15 protein-coding genes are annotated in these 18148 nt (G+C 63.1%); 8 read left to right on the plus strand and 7 right to left on the minus strand.

Annotation, left to right across the window (positions count from 1 at the left end):
• Positions 1-99 precede the first annotated feature (99 nt).
• Genes ASD52_RS02840 through ASD52_RS02855 form a run of 4 tightly spaced genes read left to right on the plus strand, consistent with a single transcriptional unit; the run spans position 100 to position 5199 of the window.
• Positions 100-1785 carry an iron ABC transporter permease gene (locus ASD52_RS02840; protein ID WP_156612904.1) on the plus strand — a complete coding sequence of 562 codons (1686 nt, stop codon included), beginning with the start codon at positions 100-102 and terminating at the stop codon, positions 1783-1785.
• A complete protein-coding gene (locus ASD52_RS02845; protein WP_057221924.1) occupies positions 1782-2882 on the plus strand; it encodes an ABC transporter ATP-binding protein in 1101 nt (366 codons plus the stop codon). Before ASD52_RS02840 ends, ASD52_RS02845 begins: the two co-directional genes overlap by 4 nt.
• Positions 2879-3484 (plus strand): histidine phosphatase family protein, encoded by a 606-nt coding sequence (locus tag ASD52_RS02850; RefSeq protein WP_025429367.1) that lies wholly within the window; start codon positions 2879-2881, stop codon positions 3482-3484. Before ASD52_RS02845 ends, ASD52_RS02850 begins: the two co-directional genes overlap by 4 nt.
• Before the next feature lie 29 nt (positions 3485-3513).
• The gene (locus ASD52_RS02855) at positions 3514-5199 is read left to right on the plus strand and encodes a Na/Pi cotransporter family protein (protein ID WP_025429366.1); all 1686 of its coding nucleotides are present in this window, start codon (positions 3514-3516) and stop codon (positions 5197-5199) included.
• A 109-nt stretch (positions 5200-5308) separates the two neighbouring features.
• On the opposite strand, the gene ASD52_RS02860 is transcribed toward ASD52_RS02855, so the two are convergent.
• Positions 5309-5560: a hypothetical protein gene (locus ASD52_RS02860; RefSeq protein ID WP_025429365.1), complete on the minus strand. Its 252-nt coding sequence runs from the start codon at positions 5558-5560 to the stop codon at positions 5309-5311.
• Between the two features lie 372 nt (positions 5561-5932).
• On the opposite strand from ASD52_RS02860, the gene ASD52_RS02865 reads away from it, so the two are divergent.
• Both ASD52_RS02865 and ASD52_RS02870 read left to right on the plus strand, forming a co-directional pair.
• Positions 5933-6355 (plus strand): RidA family protein, encoded by a 423-nt coding sequence (locus ASD52_RS02865; protein ID WP_025429364.1) that lies wholly within the window; start codon positions 5933-5935, stop codon positions 6353-6355.
• A gap of 196 nt (positions 6356-6551) precedes the next feature.
• Positions 6552-7523, plus strand: coding sequence for a 3'-5' exonuclease (locus tag ASD52_RS02870; RefSeq protein WP_057222806.1), 972 nt, complete (start codon positions 6552-6554; stop codon positions 7521-7523).
• 256 nt (positions 7524-7779) lie between these two features.
• On the opposite strand, the gene dinB is transcribed toward ASD52_RS02870, so the two are convergent.
• Together dinB and ASD52_RS02880 are read right to left on the minus strand one after the other, a co-directional pair.
• Positions 7780-8820, minus strand: coding sequence for a DNA polymerase IV (dinB, locus tag ASD52_RS02875; protein WP_244497418.1), 1041 nt, complete (start codon positions 8818-8820; stop codon positions 7780-7782).
• Positions 8821-8920: 100 nt separating this feature from the next.
• Positions 8921-10987 carry an ATP-dependent helicase gene (locus tag ASD52_RS02880; protein ID WP_025429361.1) on the minus strand — a complete coding sequence of 689 codons (2067 nt, stop codon included), beginning with the start codon at positions 10985-10987 and terminating at the stop codon, positions 8921-8923.
• Between the two features lie 406 nt (positions 10988-11393).
• Here ASD52_RS02880 and recX point away from each other — a divergent pair, with 406 nt between their 5' ends.
• A complete protein-coding gene (recX, locus tag ASD52_RS02885) occupies positions 11394-11906 on the plus strand; it encodes a recombination regulator RecX (RefSeq protein WP_057212962.1) in 513 nt (170 codons plus the stop codon).
• A 319-nt stretch (positions 11907-12225) separates the two neighbouring features.
• Positions 12226-12960: a L,D-transpeptidase gene (locus tag ASD52_RS02890; RefSeq protein WP_057221919.1), complete on the plus strand. Its 735-nt coding sequence runs from the start codon at positions 12226-12228 to the stop codon at positions 12958-12960.
• 55 nt (positions 12961-13015) lie between these two features.
• Here ASD52_RS02890 and ASD52_RS02895 read toward each other — a convergent pair whose 3' ends face one another.
• From ASD52_RS02895 to ASD52_RS36775, 4 genes are all read right to left on the minus strand, one after another.
• A complete protein-coding gene (locus tag ASD52_RS02895; protein ID WP_156612861.1) occupies positions 13016-13810 on the minus strand; it encodes a L,D-transpeptidase in 795 nt (264 codons plus the stop codon).
• Between the two features lie 79 nt (positions 13811-13889).
• Positions 13890-14861 (minus strand): murein L,D-transpeptidase family protein, encoded by a 972-nt coding sequence (locus tag ASD52_RS02900; RefSeq protein WP_057210110.1) that lies wholly within the window; start codon positions 14859-14861, stop codon positions 13890-13892.
• A gap of 335 nt (positions 14862-15196) precedes the next feature.
• Entirely contained in the window at positions 15197-15844 is a 648-nt protein-coding gene (gene dhaL, locus ASD52_RS02905; RefSeq protein WP_057222807.1) for a dihydroxyacetone kinase subunit DhaL, read from the minus strand.
• 57 nt (positions 15845-15901) lie between these two features.
• Entirely contained in the window at positions 15902-17989 is a 2088-nt protein-coding gene (locus ASD52_RS36775) for a bifunctional sugar-binding transcriptional regulator/dihydroxyacetone kinase subunit DhaK (protein ID WP_081788964.1), read from the minus strand.
• Between the last annotated feature and the right edge of the window lie 159 nt (positions 17990-18148).

The raw sequence follows: 18148 nt of genomic DNA on the forward strand, positions 1-18148 counted from the left end.
AACTTAGGCTGCGCCGGCAAATGCCGAGGTTCGCAAATGACATTCATATCGACCTTCGCGCCATCGGGCGGTCGCCGGCTGCTCCGATCAGGCTTCGTCATGCCGGCAATCCTCGTTGCCATCGTCGCCATCCTGGTGGTGGCGCCGCTTGTGCGCATCCTTCTGTCGACGCTCACCCCTGCAGGCATCGGGGCCTGGCAGGCGGTGCTCTTCAGCCCGCTGTCCTTCAATCTTTGGTGGCGCCCCCTGTTCAACACCATGGTCCTCGGCTTCGGGGTCGCCAGCGGCTGTCTTATCCTCGGCGGGTTTCTGGCCTGGCTGGTGGTCCTGACCGACGTGCCGGGACGTCGCCTGCTCGGACTGATGGGGACCTTGCCCTACATGATCCCGAGCTTCGCCGCGGCGCTTGCCTGGGGGACGCTGTTTCGAAACTCACGGCTCGGCGGCTCCGCCGGCTTCTTCGAAACCAATGGCCTTGCCATTCCCGACTGGCTCGCCTGGGGGCTGGTGCCGACCGCGATCGTGCTGATCGCCCACTATTATTCGCTGGCCTATACGATTATCGCAGCGGCCCTGAGTTCGGTCGGCGCCGATCTCGTTGAAGCCGGTCAGATGGCTGGTGCGAAGCGTCCGCGTATCTTCTTCGGCATCATCCTGCCCGTCGTCACGCCGGCGCTGATCGCTGCCGCTTCGCTTACCTTCGCCGGCGCCGTTGCCAATTTCGCCGCACCTGCGCTCCTGGGATTGCCGGTGCGCATGCAGACGCTTTCGACCCGCCTCTTCGGCATGATCGAAACCGGCCAGAACGAGCGCGGCTTCGTGCTTGCGCTGTTGCTGATCGCCGTTTCCGCACTGTTCCTGTGGATATCGGACCGCATCGTCTCCGGCCGCAAGGCCTTCATCACGGTCACCGGCAAGGGCGGACGCACGAAACGGTTTCCCCTTGGCGCCTGGCGCTGGCCGCTCTTTGCCGTCGCCGTGCTCGTCGGTCTTCTGACCACGGTGACGCCGGTCCTGGTGCTTGCGGCCTCAAGCCTTGCGCCTCAAAGCGGGGCCCTGTTTTCGAACTGGACGCTGCATTTCTGGATCGGCGAAGGTGGCGGCGAAATTGCCCAGGGGCAGGCGGGCATCTTCCGCAATCCCGTGCTGATCGACGCGATCTGGAATACCATCCGCCTCGGCCTTGTCGTCGCGCTGACGACGATGCTGCTTGGCCTCGCGCTCGCCTATACCATCGTCCAGCGCCGCGGCAGTCTGCTCGCCACGATCCTCAGCCAGCTTGCCTTCATTCCGCTTCTGGTGCCGAGCATTGCCTTTGCGGCCGCCTATATCGCCCTCTTCGGTGCGCCGATTGGTCCGCTGCCTTCGCTTTACGGCACCTTCGCGTTGCTGGTGATTGCAGCCTCTGCCCACAATCTCCCCTTTGCCGTGCAGTCCGGCCGCTCGGTTCTCGGTCAGATCTCCGCCGACATCGAGGAAAGCGCGCGGCTGACCGGGGCCGGCCTGCTCCGGCGGCTGTTTGCGATCATCTTCCCGCTGGCGATCCGCGGCCTTTTTGCCGGTGCGATCCTCGTCTTCGTCAAGATGGTGCGCGATCTCTCGCTGGTCGTGCTGCTGTTCACCGCGACGTCGCCCGTACTCAGCATGGTCGCCTATCGTTATGCCGCCGAGGGCTTCATGCAGTTTGCCAACGCCATAACCCTCGTCATCCTTATCGTCTGCCTTGCGGCCTCGTTTCTGGCCCACGGCCTCCAGAACCGCGTCCAGAAATGGAAAGAGTCATGAACGCCCTAGCAACCGGCGCTGCGGACGCCATAGAGATCCGCAACCTCGTCAAACGATTTGGCGCCTTCACGGCGGTCAAGGATGTCAACATTTCGGTCCCGGCCGGCTCGTTCCTGGTACTCGTCGGCCCGTCCGGCTGCGGCAAGTCGACATTGCTGCGCATGCTGGCGGGCCTGGAAGGCCCGAGCGAAGGCGAGATCGCCTTTGTCGGCCAGACGGTCTCCAGTGGTGCGGGAGGCGTCATCGCCGACGCCGGCCGCCGCAACGCCGGCCTCGTCTTCCAGAGCTACGCCCTTTGGCCGCATATGACCGTCGCCGGCAACATTGCCTGGCCGTTGAAGGTCGCGCGATGGCCGCGCGAAAGACGCGACCGCCGCGTCAAGGAGGTGCTTGCCCTACTTGGCATTGGTGCCCTTGCCGAACGTTATCCAGCGGAAATCTCCGGCGGCCAGCAGCAGCGCGTCGCCATTGCCCGCACGATCGCGCCCGAACCCAGCATCCTGCTGTTCGACGAACCGCTGTCGAACCTCGATGCCAAGCTGCGCATCGAGATGCGCAGCGAATTGATGCGGATACACCGGGCAACGGGCGCCACGTCGGTTTATGTCACCCACGACCAGGTGGAGGCGATGACCATGGCGACGCACGTCGCAGTGCTCAACAATGGTCGTGTCGAGCAGTTCGGCAAGCCGATCGAGCTGCTGCGCAACCCGGCAACGACCTTCGTCGCCACCTTTCTTGGCACGCCGCCGGCCAACCTCCTACCGGCGCGCCGGGTTGGAGAGACTTTCGTGTTCAATGATACGCCATTGGTGTCGGGCTCGATCGCCGCTGGCCATCCAGAGGTGCAGCTTCTCTATCGGGCCGAGGACGTCTGCGTCGGCGCGGTGCCGGACAAACCGTCGGTCACCGCGCGGTTTGCCGAGGCAGCACCGATCGCCGGACGCACGATGGTCACCGCCATGCTCGGCGATCTGCGCATCACCGGCATGGCGGAGGGTTACTTCAGCGCAATGCCCGGGGACGCCGTCACACTGTCATTCATCAGGACCCCTGACGCTGTCTTTGCCGTCAGCGGAGAAAGGATAAATCAATGAGGCTGATCCTCATGCGCCATGGCGAAACCGAGTGGAACGCCGAACAACGACTGCAGGGCCAGGACAACTCGCTGCTGTCTGAACGCGGCGTTGCCCAGGTCCGGCGTTTCCGCCCCTATGCCAAGGCGCTGCAGCCCGCCCGTATCATCGCATCGGATCTCGGCCGGACGCGGCAGACCGTTGCGCTGATCGGACATCCGGACGCGCCGTCCGACGAGCGGTTTCGCGAGCTCGACATGGGCGAATGGACGGGGCGTCGCAAGCCGGAGCTGATCGCCGAACGTCCGGAGGACTACACCGCCTGGCGCGCCGGCACCTTTACGCCGGCCAACGCCGAAACCTGGATCGCCTTTCGCAACCGCGTCGCCGACGGGGTTCGTGACTGGATGTCGCGCACGGATGGCGACCTGCTGGTGGTCGCCCATGGCGGGGTCATTCGCGCAGCCTGCCACGAGTTTCTGGACCTGCCGCCCTCGCGCGTCGTTCCCGTGACGCCGGGCACGGCAACCATCCTGAATTTTCCCGTGCCGGACCGATCTGCAGCCCAGCTCGAAGGCTACAACATCGGATCTGTCGCTCCCGACATTTCCGTCGCCGATTGATCGCTTCGAGCGGAAGGACCTTGCTGGACATGAATTCCGGAACGTTTGTCATTGTGGAGCTGCTCGGCGGCGTCGCGCTCCTGCTCTGGGGTGTGCGGATGGTTAGAACCGGCGTCATGCGGGGATGGGGCGATCGGCTGCAGCTGTTCGTCGAACAGCGCCTGTCCAACCGGCTGACAGCATTCGGTGGCGGCATCGCCGCCACCGCTGTTCTCGGCAGCGCCACGGCCATGGCCCTCATTATCGCTGGCCTGGCTGGTGCCGGTGCGATCGGGGCGACGACGGGCCTTGCGGTTCTCCTCGGTGCCGATATCGGCTCGGCGCTCGTATCCGGCCTTTTCGCATCGGGCTCATCGCTGGCAACGACGCTGGCGCCGCTTTTCCTGTTTGCCGGCTATCTCACCTTCGGAGCGTCGAACGAGTTTCGCCCGCGAAACGCCGGCCGCATCATGATGGGGCTCGGCCTCATGTTGCTGGCACTGAAGGTCATCGTTTCGGCGACCGCTCCGCTGCGCGAGGCGACGCTGTTTCACGACGTTCTCGCCGCGATCGCCAACGAGCCGGTGCTCGGTTTCCTCGTCGGCGCCGGTCTCGCCTGGTTCTGCCATTCGACGCTCGCGGTCATCTTGTTAATCGCTTCGCTGCTGACCAATGGCAGTCTGGAAGTGGCCGGCGCCGTGCCCCTGATCCTCGGCGTCAATTTCGGCGGCGGCCTGCCGGCCGTCAGCGCGACCCTCGACCAGCCATCTGTCGCCCGAAGGCTCCCAGTCGCCAATCTGCTTTGCCGCGGCCTTCTGGCAATCGCGCTGCTGCCGTTGGCGCGACAGATCGTCGATGCTGCCACCGGTGTGCCGCTGGACCCCTTGCATGTCGCGGTCGGACTCCATGCGGCGTTCAACTTGACGGTCGCCGCCGTGTTCCTGCCGATCTCCCCTGTCGTCGTGCGCTTCGTCGACCGGTTGATCCCCAATGCTTCGGCCGCCGATGATCCCTTGGCCACACCGCGCTATCTCGACAGCGCTTCGTTGACGACGCCGGCCGTCGCGCTTTCCAATGCCACGATCGAGACGATCCGGATGAGCGAACTGCTGGAGCGCATGTTCAAGATGTCGCTCACGGCGTTGTCGTCCAGTCGGTTGGAGACATTGAAGGAGGTCAACGCCATCGATTTCAAGCTCGGCACCTACATGGGGTCGGTCCATGCCTATCTCGGCCGGCTGGCCCAGGGCGAACTGTCGGGTGGCGATACGCGCCGCGCTTTTGAGATCATGCTTTTTGCCAGCAATCTCGAACACGCGGGTGATGTGATCAAGCTCAACCTCGCCGACCGCATCCGGGCAAAGATCAAGCAGGACATCCAGTTGGCGCCGAGCCAGCGCGAGGCCCTCGATATGCTCTGCGACGAGGTCGCGGTGTCATTACGCCTTGTGCCGGTGGCTCTTTCGTCGCGCGACGTCGGCGCTGCCGCCCGTCTGGCATCCCAGAAAGATCGCTTCCGCGCGCTCGAGGAGCGCGCGATCAATGAGCATCTCGGCCGGGAAGGCATGGAAAAGGGCGTCAGTCTTAGAAGCAATGCTCTGTTCATCGATCTTATTGGTGACCTGCACCGGATCAATTCGCACATAGCGGCCGCGGCTTACCCGCTGATCCAGGCGGCCGGCCTGTTGAACACCACCCGTCTTCGCACGTCTGCCCTCAGCGAGCGGCTGGCGTGAAAGTCGCCCCGGGCGCTTTCAATGGCGGGAGGTTCGACCCGGGAGCGGCGCCGGTCACTTTATCGGTCGTGGCGCCGTTCGGCCCGGAGCCGGAAAATATGGTAGCTCGTCAGTGCAGCGCCGAAGGCATCACGAACACGGACATGCCATCCTGCTCGACGGCGCTGAGAAATTCGGCGAGCGCTGCGGCATCCGTTGCGAAGAGATCCTCCCAGCGTGTCGACATGCCCTGGGTATCGATGACTTCCAGCGCCCACTCGTTGCCGTCCTCGATCCGGGAGATTTCGACGGTCACAGTGATGCCGTCGCGGGAGAACTCCTGCGAGAGCGGGGACAGGACGATTTTCGGTTCTTCGTTCATGGGGCACCTTTCGCTGTGATGCGGAGACGGTTAGACCGATTTGTCGAACCGACTGCCTCTAGCTACGCCATTGCTGTTAAAGCAATCAAGGCCGTCGTCGGGTTGGGCAAGAAGCTACCCGATCTGCCCTGTTCGAACGCAAGCAGTTCAATCATCGCGTCGCGCGGGATCCGGCACCCGTGACCGCCTGTGTCTAAATGCGAACGCTCGCAGCCTAAAAAGAAATCCACTCGCCCGCGTCACGGGAAGCATTGCTGGATCGTCAAAACGATATGGAGCCTGAACGCGCTGTCCGGCACGCCGACCCACAACGTCGGCGATCCTCCATACGGCGTTTCCACGGCTTCGTCGTGCAACAACGGAAAGCAAAAAATGTCGTCTACAACTACAAAATCGCCTATTCGCCTTTTCAATCCTCCTGGGCTTTATGATGCATCGGTCAATGGTTACTCCCATGTCGGCCTGGTCCCGGCGGGCGTGCGGCTGGTCTTTGTCGCCGGCCAGGGAGGCGAGGACGTGCAAGGGGCTCTCGATCCGGATTTCCGACTGCAGGTCCGCCAGGCGCTCGCCAATCTGCGCACCGCGCTTGGTGCCGCGGGCGCTGATACAAGCGACATCGTCAAGCTGACGGTGCTGATCGTCGACCACTCCGAAGAACGGTTGCATATCTTCGGCGCTGAAATGGAAGCGGCGCTGGGTGAGGGCGCAAAACCCACATGCACACTGATCCCGGTGCCGCGGTTGGCGCTTGACGGGATGCTGTTCGAGATCGAGGCTGTTGCCGCGCTCGGCTAACCGGAACCATCGCGGGCGCCGTGAGTGGCGCCCGTTCGACCCTTCCGGGCCGAGATCTTGCCGCTTGGCGGTCCGCTCACAGGTTTTCCCGGGTTAAATCCGGCCCGCTCGCCACAGGTTGTTGACAGTGGGGGAAAGTGATGGCGCGATAGGCGCTCGGTCTTCCCTTTCGCCAAAAGTTCCGGGAGAAGGGCTGATGGCATTGCAATACGACATGTTTGTTTCGTCCGATCCGGACGAGAAGGGCGCACGCTCCAAGCGCGCGTCCTCACGCGCGGCTGCCGGCATGAGCGCCGGCGCCATGGTCGATCATCTGGAGGCGACGGGTCGCTACCGCGTTCTGCAAAAGCTGGAGCCGCGCCCCGTCGTGGCCGCGCCGCGCGCCGAGTTTCCGCTCGTCGGCGTCATCCTCGACACCGAGACCACCGGCCTCAACCATCGCAAGGACGAGATCATCGAGATCGGCGTCATTGCGTTCACCTTTGACGCTCACGGGGCCATCGGCGACGTGATCGACGTCTATGGCGGTCTGCGGCAGCCGAGCGGCTCCATTCCAGCCGAGATCACGCGCATCACCGGCATTACCGACGAAATGGTCGCCGGCGAAACCATCGATGTTGCCCGGCTTCAGGCGATCATTGAGCGCGCCGATCTGATTATCGCCCACAATGCCGGGTTCGACCGGCCGTTTTGCGAAGCTTTTTCGCCGATCTTCGAGAAAAAGGCCTGGGCCTGCTCGGTCTCCGAGATCGGCTGGAGCGACCGCGGCTTCGAGGGCACGAAGCTCGGCTACCTCATCGGCCAGGCGGGACATTTCCACGACGGCCATCGCGCCGTCGATGACTGCTTTGCGCTGCTTGAGGTGATTGCGGGCTCAGCCGCTGATCCGCAAGAGACACCTTTTGCCGAACTCTACGCGGCAAGCCAGCGATCGCGCGTTCGCCTCTATGCGGAAAACAGCCCCTTCGAGATGAAGGACCACCTAAAGGGCCGCGGCTACCGCTGGTCCGACGGCAGCGATGGGCGCCCAAAATCCTGGTGGATCGAGATCGGCGAAGAGGGGCTGGACGAGGAGCTGCGCTACCTCAGAACCGAAATCTATCGCTGGAACGAGGCCGATCCGCCGATGGTGCGGCTGACAGCCTTCGACCGCTTCAAGGTGCGCTGAGCCGCCTGACCGGCGCTCCACGCATGGCTGGTCTGCGAAGTCAGATCTACGAAATCGGTAGGTTTCTTGTATAGTCAACTCATCGAAGCGATGCATCTCCTCCCGCAGGACTTCGAGTGTGCAAGTGCTTTCTCCTCCTCCTAACGAGCGCTTGCCGGAATGGCGACACTCCTCCTCCCGGTTGCCATTCAATCCTTTTGAAAGCCTGCCGCACCTCCTCCCGCGGCAGGCTTTTTCTTTTGGCATGGCCTGATCGTCAGAAAGAAAGTTCCAGCTGCGAGCGGGCTTCTTCTTCGTTGCCATTGAGCGACGATAGCGTGACCCCCAGCAGGCGCACGCCGCGCTTGAACGGATGGACCGATGCCAGCAGCGAAACTGCAACCTCAAGGATCTCGGACGCTCCTGCGACCGGTGTGCCGAGCGTCCTGCTGCGTGTCGCCTGGGTAAAGTCCGAGTACTTCACCTTGACGGTTACCGTCTTGCCGCTCATGCCCTGCGCCTCGCAGTAGCGCCAGACCTTGTCGGCCAATGGCAGCAACTCGGCACATGCCGGTTCGAACTCGAAAATATCCTCGACGAATGTGTCTTCCGCACCAACCGATTTGCGCACCCGGTCCGGCTGCACCCGCCGTTCGTCGATGCCGCGGGCGATGCCGTAGAAATACGGCCCGGACTTGCCGAAATGCTCCTGCAGGAACGCCAGGGTCTGCTGCCGCAGGTCGAAGCCGGTTTCGATACCCAGGCGCTTCATCCGCTCGGCCGTTGCCGGCCCGACGCCATGGAACTTTTTCACCGGAAGCGCCTCGACGAAAGCCGGTCCGTTCTTGGGCGTGATGACGAACAGCCCGTCCGGCTTTCGCTGGTCGCTCGCCATCTTGGCGAGGAACTTGTTGTAGCTGACGCCGGCCGAGGCCGTCAGGTTCGTCGTTGCCTTGATCTTCGCGCGGATCTCCTCGGCGATCTCGGTCGCGATCTCCATGCCCTTCAGATTGTCGGTCACGTCGAGATAGGCCTCATCGAGCGACAGGGGTTCGATGACAGGCGTATATTCGGCAAAAATCTCGCGGATCTGCTGCGACACGCTCCGATAGACGTCGAAGCGCGGCTTGACGAAGATGAGATCGGGGCATTTTCGCTTCGCCGTGACGGATGGCATGGCGGAATGGACGCCGAACTTGCGTGCCTCGTAACTTGCCGCGGCGACAACGCCGCGCGCAGCCGCGCCGCCGACAGCAACCGGCTTGCCGCGCAGCTCCGGATTGTCGCGCTGTTCGACCGAAGCATAGAAGGCGTCCATATCGATATGGATGATCTTGCGCTGCCGCTCCGTTCCCGTCGCATCGGCTGTAGTCTGTCTTCCGATCACGGTGTCGCTAGGCTCGGCCACGTGCCGCTCCTTACTTCCACATGGTCCGCATGCGCGCGCCGACATCGATGCGGATCTGCCTGGCGCTGCGCTCGGACGCTGAGGCGCTGACCACCGGCCAGGATGCCGTCTCGAAGAACTGCAGGAGCGTTGCCGGAATGAACCGCGTGCGCGAGGCGTAGACGTGGCGATCGCCCTGCGCATGCTGGCCGCTCGTGAAGAACCGTTGCGGGGTGATCAGTGTGAGGCTGTCCTTTGCCCGTGTCATGCCGACGTAGAGCAGCCGGCGCTCCTCTTCGATCTCATGCGTGGTGCCGACGCCAAGATCGGAGGGGATGCAGCCGTCGACGACATTGAGCATGAAGACCGAGCGCCATTCCTGCCCCTTGGCCGAATGGATCGTCGAAAGGATCAGATAGTCCTCGTCAAGCAGCGGCACGCCGGCCTGGTCGCTGGTCGCATCAGGCGGATCGAGCGTCAGTTCGGTCAGGAAGCGTTCCCGGCTCGGATAGCCGCCGGCGATCTGCTCCAGTTGCAGGAGGTCGGCCTTTCTGGTGTCGGCATCCTCGTGGATGCGGTCGAGATGCGGCTCGTACCATTCGCGTGCCTGGGCAATTTCACCCGGCCAGCCGCCTGCCTGTTTGCGCAGCCCTTCGATCAGGGTGACGAAATCCCGCCAGTTGTCGCCGGAACGCGGCGGGGCGGGGATCTCCCCGAGGGCTGCCAGCGGTTCCGGATCTGCGGCGATCGCGTCAAGGATCTTGCCGGCAGTCTGCGGGCCGACACCGGGGATCATGTGCAGCAGGCGAAAGCCGGCGACCCGATCCCTCGGGTTCTGCGCAAACCTGAGCACCGCCAGCATGTCCTTGACATGGGCGCTGTCGAGAAACTTCAGCCCGCCAAATTTCACGAAGGGGATATTGCGCCGGGTCAGCTCCACCTCGAGCGGCCCGCTGTGGTTCGACGAGCGAAACAGCACCGCCTGCTGCTTCAGCGTCATGCCGATCTCTCGGTTCTCCAGAACCTTCTCGACGATATAGCGCGCCTGGTCGGCTTCATCCGCGACCGCCAGCAGCTTGGGCCTTTCCGCCGACTGCCGCTCGGTCCAGAGGTTCTTGGTGAAGCGTTCCCGGGCGAGATCGATGACGCCGTTGGCAGCGGCAAGGATCGTCTGGGTGGAACGATAGTTTCGATCAAGCGTGATGACGTCGGCCGGAGGGGTGAACTCGCCCGGAAAATCCAGGATGTTGCGCACTGTCGCTGCCCGGAACGAATAGATCGACTGGGCATCGTCGCCCACGACCGTCAGGCCCCTGCCGCCTGGCTTCAACGCCATCAGCACGGATGATTGAAGCCGGTTGGTATCCTGATATTCGTCGACCAGCACATGGTCGAAACGGTTGCCGATGTCCTCGGCCAGTTCCGGCACGCTGACGGTCTGCGCCCAGTAGAGCAGCAGGTCGTCGTAATCGAGCACGTTCTGCGTCTGCTTTGCCTCGACATAACAGGAAAACAGCTGCTTCAACTGCTCCTCCCAACCGGAAACCCAGGGATAGTGCGCGCGCAAGACCTCGCTCAGCGGCGTCTCGGAGTTGACCGCCCGCGAGTAGATCGACAGGCAGGTGCCCTTGGTCGGGAAGCGGCTCTCGGTCTTCGAGAGGCCGAGCTCATGCCGGACAAGGTTCATCAGGTCGGCACTGTCTTCCCGGTCATGGATCGTGAAATCGACATTCAAGCCGATTTGCTCGGCATAGATGCGCAGCAGGCGCGCGCCGATGCCGTGGAATGTTCCGGCCCAGGTGAGCGCATCGGTGGCAACAGTGGCGTTTGCCCCAAGCACCTGGGCGCAGATGCGCTCGACCCGTCGCGCCATTTCGGAGGCCGCACGGCGCGAAAACGTCATCAGCAGGATGCGGCGGGGGTCGGCGCCATTGACGATGAGGTGGGCAACACGATGGGCGAGCGTATTCGTTTTGCCCGACCCGGCGCCGGCGATGATCAGGAGTGGCCCTGCAATCGTTTCGCCGGGTGCGGTTACGCCAAATTCGACGGCATCGCGCTGTCGATCATTCAATTTTTCCAGATAGGCCGCCGCCACGCCGAAGTCCCCGGTAAGTCTCTGCCGATTCTACCTCTCGCGCTGAACGCTGGCACCGATTGCTCGGCCCTGCGGGCGACGCCGAGGCATCCCCGCGCTCGATATGAGAGATTCACGACGGGGAACGAATTAGGAACATATCAGCCGCAGATCACATTGCAAAGGCCCGGTTGGCAATGGCTGAAATGCCCATCGGTTTCCGGTCGCAAAATGCCGGGCTAGCGTTACCGCAATCAATCCCGCCCGTGGCGACTACCGAAGCGCCACGTTTGCGGCTATCTCTGTGGGCGAAATATCGCCCATCAAGCGCATCCCAAAAGAGCCCGCCCACCCCGTGACATCAAACGATCTACAAGCCGACGATCCGCCTTCTGACACGCCGCCCTCCGACGCGCCGACCGCGCGCATGCTGTCCTGGGCGCGCAATTCGGCGGTCTATCGCCTCGAACGACAGATGATGACGGAGAAACAGTTGTTCGACGCCATCACCCGGAAGGCGCGACAGAAGTTCGAGGATATCAGCCAGCAGCAGCTCAAGGCCGTTGCCGAGTTCGCGGTCAAGTTCGCCTATGATCTGAATGCCCTGAACGACGCGGATTATGCGCAGCTCAGCACGCAGTCGGCGGTGCGCAGCGGGAAGTCGAAACGGGCGATTGCGCAGAAGCTTTCGGCGAAGGGCATCGACAGGGAAACCGCCGCCGTGGCGCTGGAGGAGACCGACGATCTGTTTGCTGCCGTGGTCTTTGCTCGCAAGCGCGCTTTCGGCCCCTTCCGCCGCGGCGAGCTCGACGACAAGCGCAAGGCCAAGGAGCTGTCCGCATTCGCTCGCAACGGTTTCGGGTTCGAGATAGGCAGAAAAGTGTTCGAGATGAGCTCGGAGCAGGCCGAGAGTGTGCTGCGGAAGGACGCTTTCACCTAAAGCGCGTCGCGATTTCCAGGATTCGCTTGCGCGCTTTAAGCTCTTGTTTTTGTGCATGTCGTTATCGCAAAACCGCTGCGCACTTTTGCGCGATATGCTTTAGACCAACTGCTGGGCTGAACGCGACATGCCGCTTCCGTCTGCCGTCAGGATGACTCCCCGCTCGCGCCCGACCGGGTGAATTTTGCAACACTCAGTTGGCGGCGAGCGACTGGCGAGGATCATCCACCAAAGAGATCGGCTTTGACCACATTTCGGTCACGAATGGGACCAACAGCCACAACTCTCTCCTCGCATACATCCAACCCGGAATAAAAAAGTGTCTTTTCAATTGTCCCGCCGATCACTGCTTGCAGTGGTCGCAAGCTCTATTTTGAGCGCCTGCACACAGGTCCCCAAGCCCGGTCTCGAGCCAAATGCCGCCGACAAGACCAGCAAGCACGTCATCACCCCGCCAGAGAAGGCCCCGATCGAGCTTGAGCGCAAGGATGAGCCGGCGCCAAAGCTCGATTACGCCCAGATCTACGGTCCGGTCAAGGACGAGGGCTATGATGTTCCGGGGGTGCAGTTCGATGCGATAAAGCCGGAATTCCTGCGGCAGGAGGTCGCCTATGCGACCAACGAGCCGGCCTATTCGATCGTCGTCGATACGCAGAAGATGTTCCTCTACTGGGTGCTGCCCGGCGGCAAGGCGATCCGCTATGGCGTCGGTCTTGGCGCACAGGGACGCGCCTGGAAGGGCAGGGCGGTCGTGCACTGGAAGCGCAAGTGGCCGCGTTGGACGGTGCCGGACGACATGGTCGCGCGCCAGCCGCACCTGAAGAAATATGGCATCGAGGCGGGCGGCATGGATCCGGGCCTCAGCAATCCGCTCGGCGCGCGGGCGATGTATATCTTCCAGGATGGCCAGGATACGCTCTACCGCATCCATGGGTCGCCGCAGTGGCGCTCGATCGGCAAGAACGCTTCGGCCGGTTGCGTGCGGATGCTGCAGCAGGACGCAATCGACCTCTATAATCGCGTCCGGGGAAAGACGCCGCTGCTCGTCATCTGAGGCCAGCTGTCGACCGTGGGAGCGTTGAATGCTCCCACGGTCGACAGCGCCGGTCCTAATAAATCGGCGGGGGTGCGCCGGGGATGCCGCCTTCGCCAGGCAGGAGATTGTCCTGCGGCTGGGCCGGTGTTTGCGCCGCCATTCCGCCGCCCGAAAGGTCCGTCACCACGACCGGCGTGCCGTTCGGCACGCGGTCATAGAGATCGACGACGTCCTGGTTGATCATGCGCACGCACCCCGACGACACCGACTGGCCGATGGTCCACCATTCCGGGGAGCCATGGATGCGGTAAAGCGTATCTTCCCCGTTCTGGAAGATATACATCGCGCGGGCGCCAAGCGGGTTCTTCAACCCCGGCTCCATGCCGCCGGCCTCGATGCTGTACTGCTGCAGTTCCGGCTGGCGTGCGACCATTTCGTTCGGCGGTTTCCAGCGCGGCCAAGGCCGCTTGTACTGGATGACGCCGCGACCGGCCCAGGCGAAGCCGGCCCGGCCGAGGCCGACGCCGTAGCGCATCGCCTGGCCGTTCTCATAGACGCGATAGAGGAAATGGTTGCCGACATCGACAACCAAAGTGCCGGGCCGCTCGCCCGTCGGATCGGGCACCATCTGCCTGTAATATCGCGGGTCGATCTTTTCGTAAGGGATCGCCGGCAGAGGATAAGTTTCTCCCGGCCGTTCGCCATACATCTCGGAGAGCACGGTGTTGGCGGCGGGCACCGGTTCCGGCGCCGGGGCGTATTGCTGTGCAACCCGCTCGCGCGTCGAGCCGCACCCCGCCAAACCGAGCACCGCCATGCCGGCGGAAAGCGTGAGGAAGGATCGGCGGCAGACGTCACGTTGCGGCATGGGGAACCTCAATTACCTGTGTTCGGTGACTACCGGGGGAATGGCGCATCTAGCGCTGCTCATCTCCCGCCGCCACCGATCACAGGCCGGCATAGGGATCTGCCAGCGCCGCGTCCGGTCGGCTAATGGGGTATTTAGTTCCCGAGATCTTGGCGGCCAGCTTTTCAGCGCCGTTTTTCTCAAGCAGCGTCCGGAAGCTTGGATGCATGCCGCCATCGACATAGGAATTCACCGGAGCGGGCGTCTGATTGGCGACTATGCCCGCGACCTTGGCGTCTTCCGTTTGCAGCCTTGCCATCAGCCCGGCGTCCGATGTTGCCGTGGTCGCAGGGCAGGCGCCAAGCGGGTCGGTCGGCTCGCCGTTGGCAAAGTCGGTGTTGAAGACGTAACGACCGCCACAGACCGAAACCTTCGGCTGGCGCTTCGTCGCTTCAAAGATGTCGTAGCCTTGTTTGATGTTCTTCCAGAAATTGAAGTTCGGGTCACCGCTGTTCCGCGCCATATTCGTTGCCGTCATGCGGAACGGATAGGCCTGCACCTGGAATTGCCCCTGACCGCCCGCGAGCGCGCGCTGGACGACGGGATAGATTTCTCCGACCCCCTGGTCCGTCAGCGCGTAGCAACCGGATGACGAACAGGCACCATGCACCATCAGCGCCTCACCGGTGTAGCCGAGAGCCTGCTCGAGCCGGTTGGGGTAGCCGAGATTGAACGACAGATAGAATTGCGACTTCGGATTCAGCATGCGGGCGGACACGTGGTAAAACCCTTCCGGCGCCTGGCGGTCGCCCGCCTTGGTCTTCGGCCCAAGCTTTCCAGACCAACGGCACATCGGATAGGTTTTGAGGAGCGCATACTGCCCGGATTTGTTCTGTTTCCAGATCTCGAGTTCGCTTTCCTGCTTGAAGATGCGAACGAGCACCGGGCTTTCCGGCTTGGAGCCGTTCTTGGCCATGGCGCCGATCAGTTTCGCCGGGATCGGCGGCGGTGCACGAACTTCGTCAAAGGCTGACATGCAGCCGGAAAGGGCGATGGCGATCGTCGCGGCCATCGCGGCGCGCCGGGCGGGCTTCGTCTTGCCCAGGAATTCGCCGGCGTTTGCGGGCGAAAGGGAAAGAAGGTGTCTCGTTATGCGCCGCATGCGGGCTCCTTGAAATGGCGACCGGACCATAAAACCTCTAGCGGCTTTAGCTGCAAGCGCTTGCCGCTGGCTTTCGTCTGTCGGCAGTTCAATAAAACTTGAACGCCGGACATCCCCACTGCTCACCAGCCTTGGCATGTGATGGTAAATTTTGTCCAAACAGCGGCATCACGTGCGCGTTACTCGCGAACACAGGTTCGCGTTACTCCCGAACCTCGGTTGCGGCTGTTGGTCGGCGCCGCGCGCTAGGCCGCCCTGTTGAGCGAAGATGCCATGGCGCGCAGGATCATGACGGACGAGGCGGCTCCGGGATCGACATGACCAAGCGAGCGCTCGCGCACCCTTGCGGCGCGTCCCTTTGTAGCGATCATCGAGCGCGTCGCGTTGGCGCCGGCCTCGGCCGAAGCGACAACGTCGCGCCAGAAACCGTCAGCTCCCTTGTTGTCTGCAAGGGCTGCTGCGGCGGCATCGGCTGCCGGCAGCCAGGCGTCGAGCATCGTCTTGTCGCCGCGTTGTCCCTTGCCGCGCTCGCGCATCCCCGAACCCATGGCATCGATGATGGCGGCGCAGGTGGCGAGATCGAGCTCCGTCTTGCCGGCGACGGCTTGTGCGGCGCGGCGAAAGGCCGTGGCATAGAGCGGTCCGGTCGAGGCGCCGACGGCATTGAGGAAAGCGCCCGCCGCCGTCGCCATGACGTCGGAGATCTGGGCATGGTCGAGGTCGAGCTTGGCCAGTCCGGCCTTCACCGCCAGGAAGCCGAGCGACATCGTCGTGCCGTGATCGGCATCGCCAATGGCGCCGTCAAGCTCCGACAGATGATCCTTTTCGGCTTCCACGGCCTCGGAGATCGCCTGAAACATGCTGACCAAGCGGCGCGCCGCATTTTCCGACATCACTGTCCTCCCAGAACGCCCGGTACCCATGCTTGACCATGGGTCCCTGACGGAATGCTAATTGATACGCAGGAAAGCCGTTTCGCAAGGGTGATGCAGCAGATCGGTCAGTTCCTGGTCGAGATGGAGGATCGAGATCGATGCACCGACCATATCGAGAGACGTGCAATAATGGCCGATCCAGTTGGCTTCAATCTCTATGTTCTTGGCGGCAAGGCGCTGCGCAACCCGCCGGTAAAGGATGTAGAGTTCCATCAGCGGCGTCGCGCCGAACGAATTGATGAGCACGGCGACACGATCTCCGGCCGAAGCTTTCATCTCCTTGAAGATGTTGTCCATGATCGCATCGGTGATGTCGTCGGCCGGCTTGATGTGCTCGCGGGTCACGCCGGGCTCGCCGTGGATGCCCATGCCGATTTCCATGTCGTCGGGGCCGATCTCGAAATTGTGGCGTCGGGTCTGCGGCATCGAGCAGGGCTCGAGCGCAACGCCGACCGTATAGGTGCGAAGGTTGGCCTTCCTGGTCACGGCCTCGCAGGCGTCGAGAGAAAGTCCCCGATCGCAGGCCGCACCGGCGATCTTGAAGATGAAGAAATTGCCGGCAACGCCGCGCCGACCCTCGCGATCCTCGATCGGCGAGGAGGCGATATCGTCCGTGGTCAGGACGGTACGGACCTTGATGCCCTTTTCCTCGGCGATCTCGGCTGCCATCTCGAAGTTCATCACGTCACCGGCGTAGTTGCCATAGACGAAAAGCACGCCCTCGCCGCCCGATGCGGCAACCGCACATTGGACGATCGGATCAGGCGGCGGCGAGGAGAAGATGTTGCCGACCGCCACGGCGTCGGCGAGGCCCTTGCCGACATAACCGAGGAAACAGGGTTCATGGCCGGTGCCGCCGCCGATGACGAGGCCGACCTTGCCCGGCCGCGGTCCGGTCTTGGCAACGAGCGCGCGATGCGAACCGTTGATCGGCTCGATATAGTCCCGGTGTGCCCTGACGACGCCGTCGAGCATCTCCTCGACAACCTCATTGGGGTTGTTGAGGAACTTCTTGACGTGGGTGCGGTAGGAGCTGGGCGTCTGGGCAAGCTTCGGCCGCTGCGAGATCCTCGTGTCGAGGCCGGTGACGCCGTCTGCCCTGAGGATGCCGTGACCGGTCGCCGCGTCGGTAATCAGCACGTTGGCGTAACCACCGCGCAGCGCCGCAAGCAGCGCCGGAACCTTGTCGAAGCCGCCGGCAACGGCAATGCGCGTGCCGATCCGGCGTAGCATGTCGAGCGAAATCCCAACTGTCCTGTCGTCGAGTGGTCCCGCGACGGGCCGTCCGCGCTCGTCGATGAACCGTCCGGCGACGACGCCGACGGCGCCGGCTGCGAGATAGTGTTGCAGCGAGACCGATTCGAAGAAACCGCTGGTATGGATGGTCGAGTTAGGGCGCAGCGACGAGATGCCGAAGAGGATGCGGTTCGCCTGTGCCAGCGTGGCGAATTGTTCCTGCAGCAGCGGCTCGTCGAGCAGCATCTGCCGCAATTCCGGCGACTTGACGATCGCCGGCGCGGTTATGCCGACGCAGCGCGCAGAGATTGCACGGGCGATCGAAGCGGCGCAGAGCTCCGGCGTATAGGAGAACGCCGCCGTCGTGCCGCCGGTCGCCTGCACCACGGTCGCGTCCTGGAGCGCATGCACATCGGCATGCTCGCCCACCGACATCACCGTGCGTCCCCAGGAGACCGCCAGCGTGTCGCCGGATTTCACCAGCTTCTGCAACGCCATTGCGCCGGCCACGCCGAGCCGGTCGATCAGCGGCCGGGCGTTGTCGTCGCTTGGAACGACGAGACAGTCGGCGAGGCCGAAATGGCGCTTGAGTTCCTGGGCGATCGTGAGCGACGCAAGACGCGCCGGCTCGAGCGAGATGTTGACGATGCCCTTTTCCCGGGCTTCGGCGAGGTAGCTGTTGACGGTCGCACGCGAGACGCCCATCGCATCGGCGATCTCGCCCTGGGTCATTCCGTCTTCGTAGTAGAGCCAGCAGGCCCAGACATAGGGATCGTCACCATAGCGCAGGGGGATGGCGTCCGACGTATCGGTCGCGCCGCTCCTGCTCGCACCGCCCTTGCGTGGTGAGGATGTCTTCGATGTCATCTGGTTGCGTTCGTTCCCTGTTTTGGTTGGTGAACATGGAAGCAACGTCGTGCTTTTGCAACCTTACTGCACCGTTCCTTAGGTCGGGTCTGATCGAAGTGCAGGTTTATACAGTAGATTTGGAATGTCGCGCATTCAGCCATCTGTGCCGGCCGGCAC

Origin of the sequence: Ensifer sp. Root142 (assembly GCF_001426785.1) — a bacterium.
Lineage (GTDB): Bacteria > Pseudomonadota > Alphaproteobacteria > Rhizobiales > Rhizobiaceae > Ensifer > Ensifer canadensis.

Bases quoted from the DNA above. Each gene is read 5' to 3' on its own strand.
- ASD52_RS02870 (WP_057222806.1), top strand. From the start codon at position 6,552: ATGGCATTGCAATACGACATGTTTGTTTCGTCCGATCCGGACGAGAAG.
- ASD52_RS02840 (WP_156612904.1), top strand. From the start codon at position 100: ATGCCGGCAATCCTCGTTGCCATCGTCGCCATCCTGGTGGTGGCGCCG.
- ASD52_RS02895 (WP_156612861.1), bottom strand. From the start codon at position 13,810: ATGCCGCAACGTGACGTCTGCCGCCGATCCTTCCTCACGCTTTCCGCC.
- ASD52_RS36775 (WP_081788964.1), bottom strand. From the start codon at position 17,989: ATGACATCGAAGACATCCTCACCACGCAAGGGCGGTGCGAGCAGGAGC.
- ASD52_RS02860 (WP_025429365.1), bottom strand. From the start codon at position 5,560: ATGAACGAAGAACCGAAAATCGTCCTGTCCCCGCTCTCGCAGGAGTTC.
- ASD52_RS02900 (WP_057210110.1), bottom strand. From the start codon at position 14,861: ATGGCCGCGACGATCGCCATCGCCCTTTCCGGCTGCATGTCAGCCTTT.
- ASD52_RS02855 (WP_025429366.1), top strand. From the start codon at position 3,514: ATGAATTCCGGAACGTTTGTCATTGTGGAGCTGCTCGGCGGCGTCGCG.
- ASD52_RS02850 (WP_025429367.1), top strand. From the start codon at position 2,879: ATGAGGCTGATCCTCATGCGCCATGGCGAAACCGAGTGGAACGCCGAA.
- dinB (WP_244497418.1), bottom strand. From the start codon at position 8,820: ATGGACGCCTTCTATGCTTCGGTCGAACAGCGCGACAATCCGGAGCTG.
- dhaL (WP_057222807.1), bottom strand. From the start codon at position 15,844: ATGTCGGAAAATGCGGCGCGCCGCTTGGTCAGCATGTTTCAGGCGATC.
- ASD52_RS02845 (WP_057221924.1), top strand. From the start codon at position 1,782: ATGAACGCCCTAGCAACCGGCGCTGCGGACGCCATAGAGATCCGCAAC.
- recX (WP_057212962.1), top strand. From the start codon at position 11,394: ATGCTGTCCTGGGCGCGCAATTCGGCGGTCTATCGCCTCGAACGACAG.
- ASD52_RS02865 (WP_025429364.1), top strand. From the start codon at position 5,933: ATGTCGTCTACAACTACAAAATCGCCTATTCGCCTTTTCAATCCTCCT.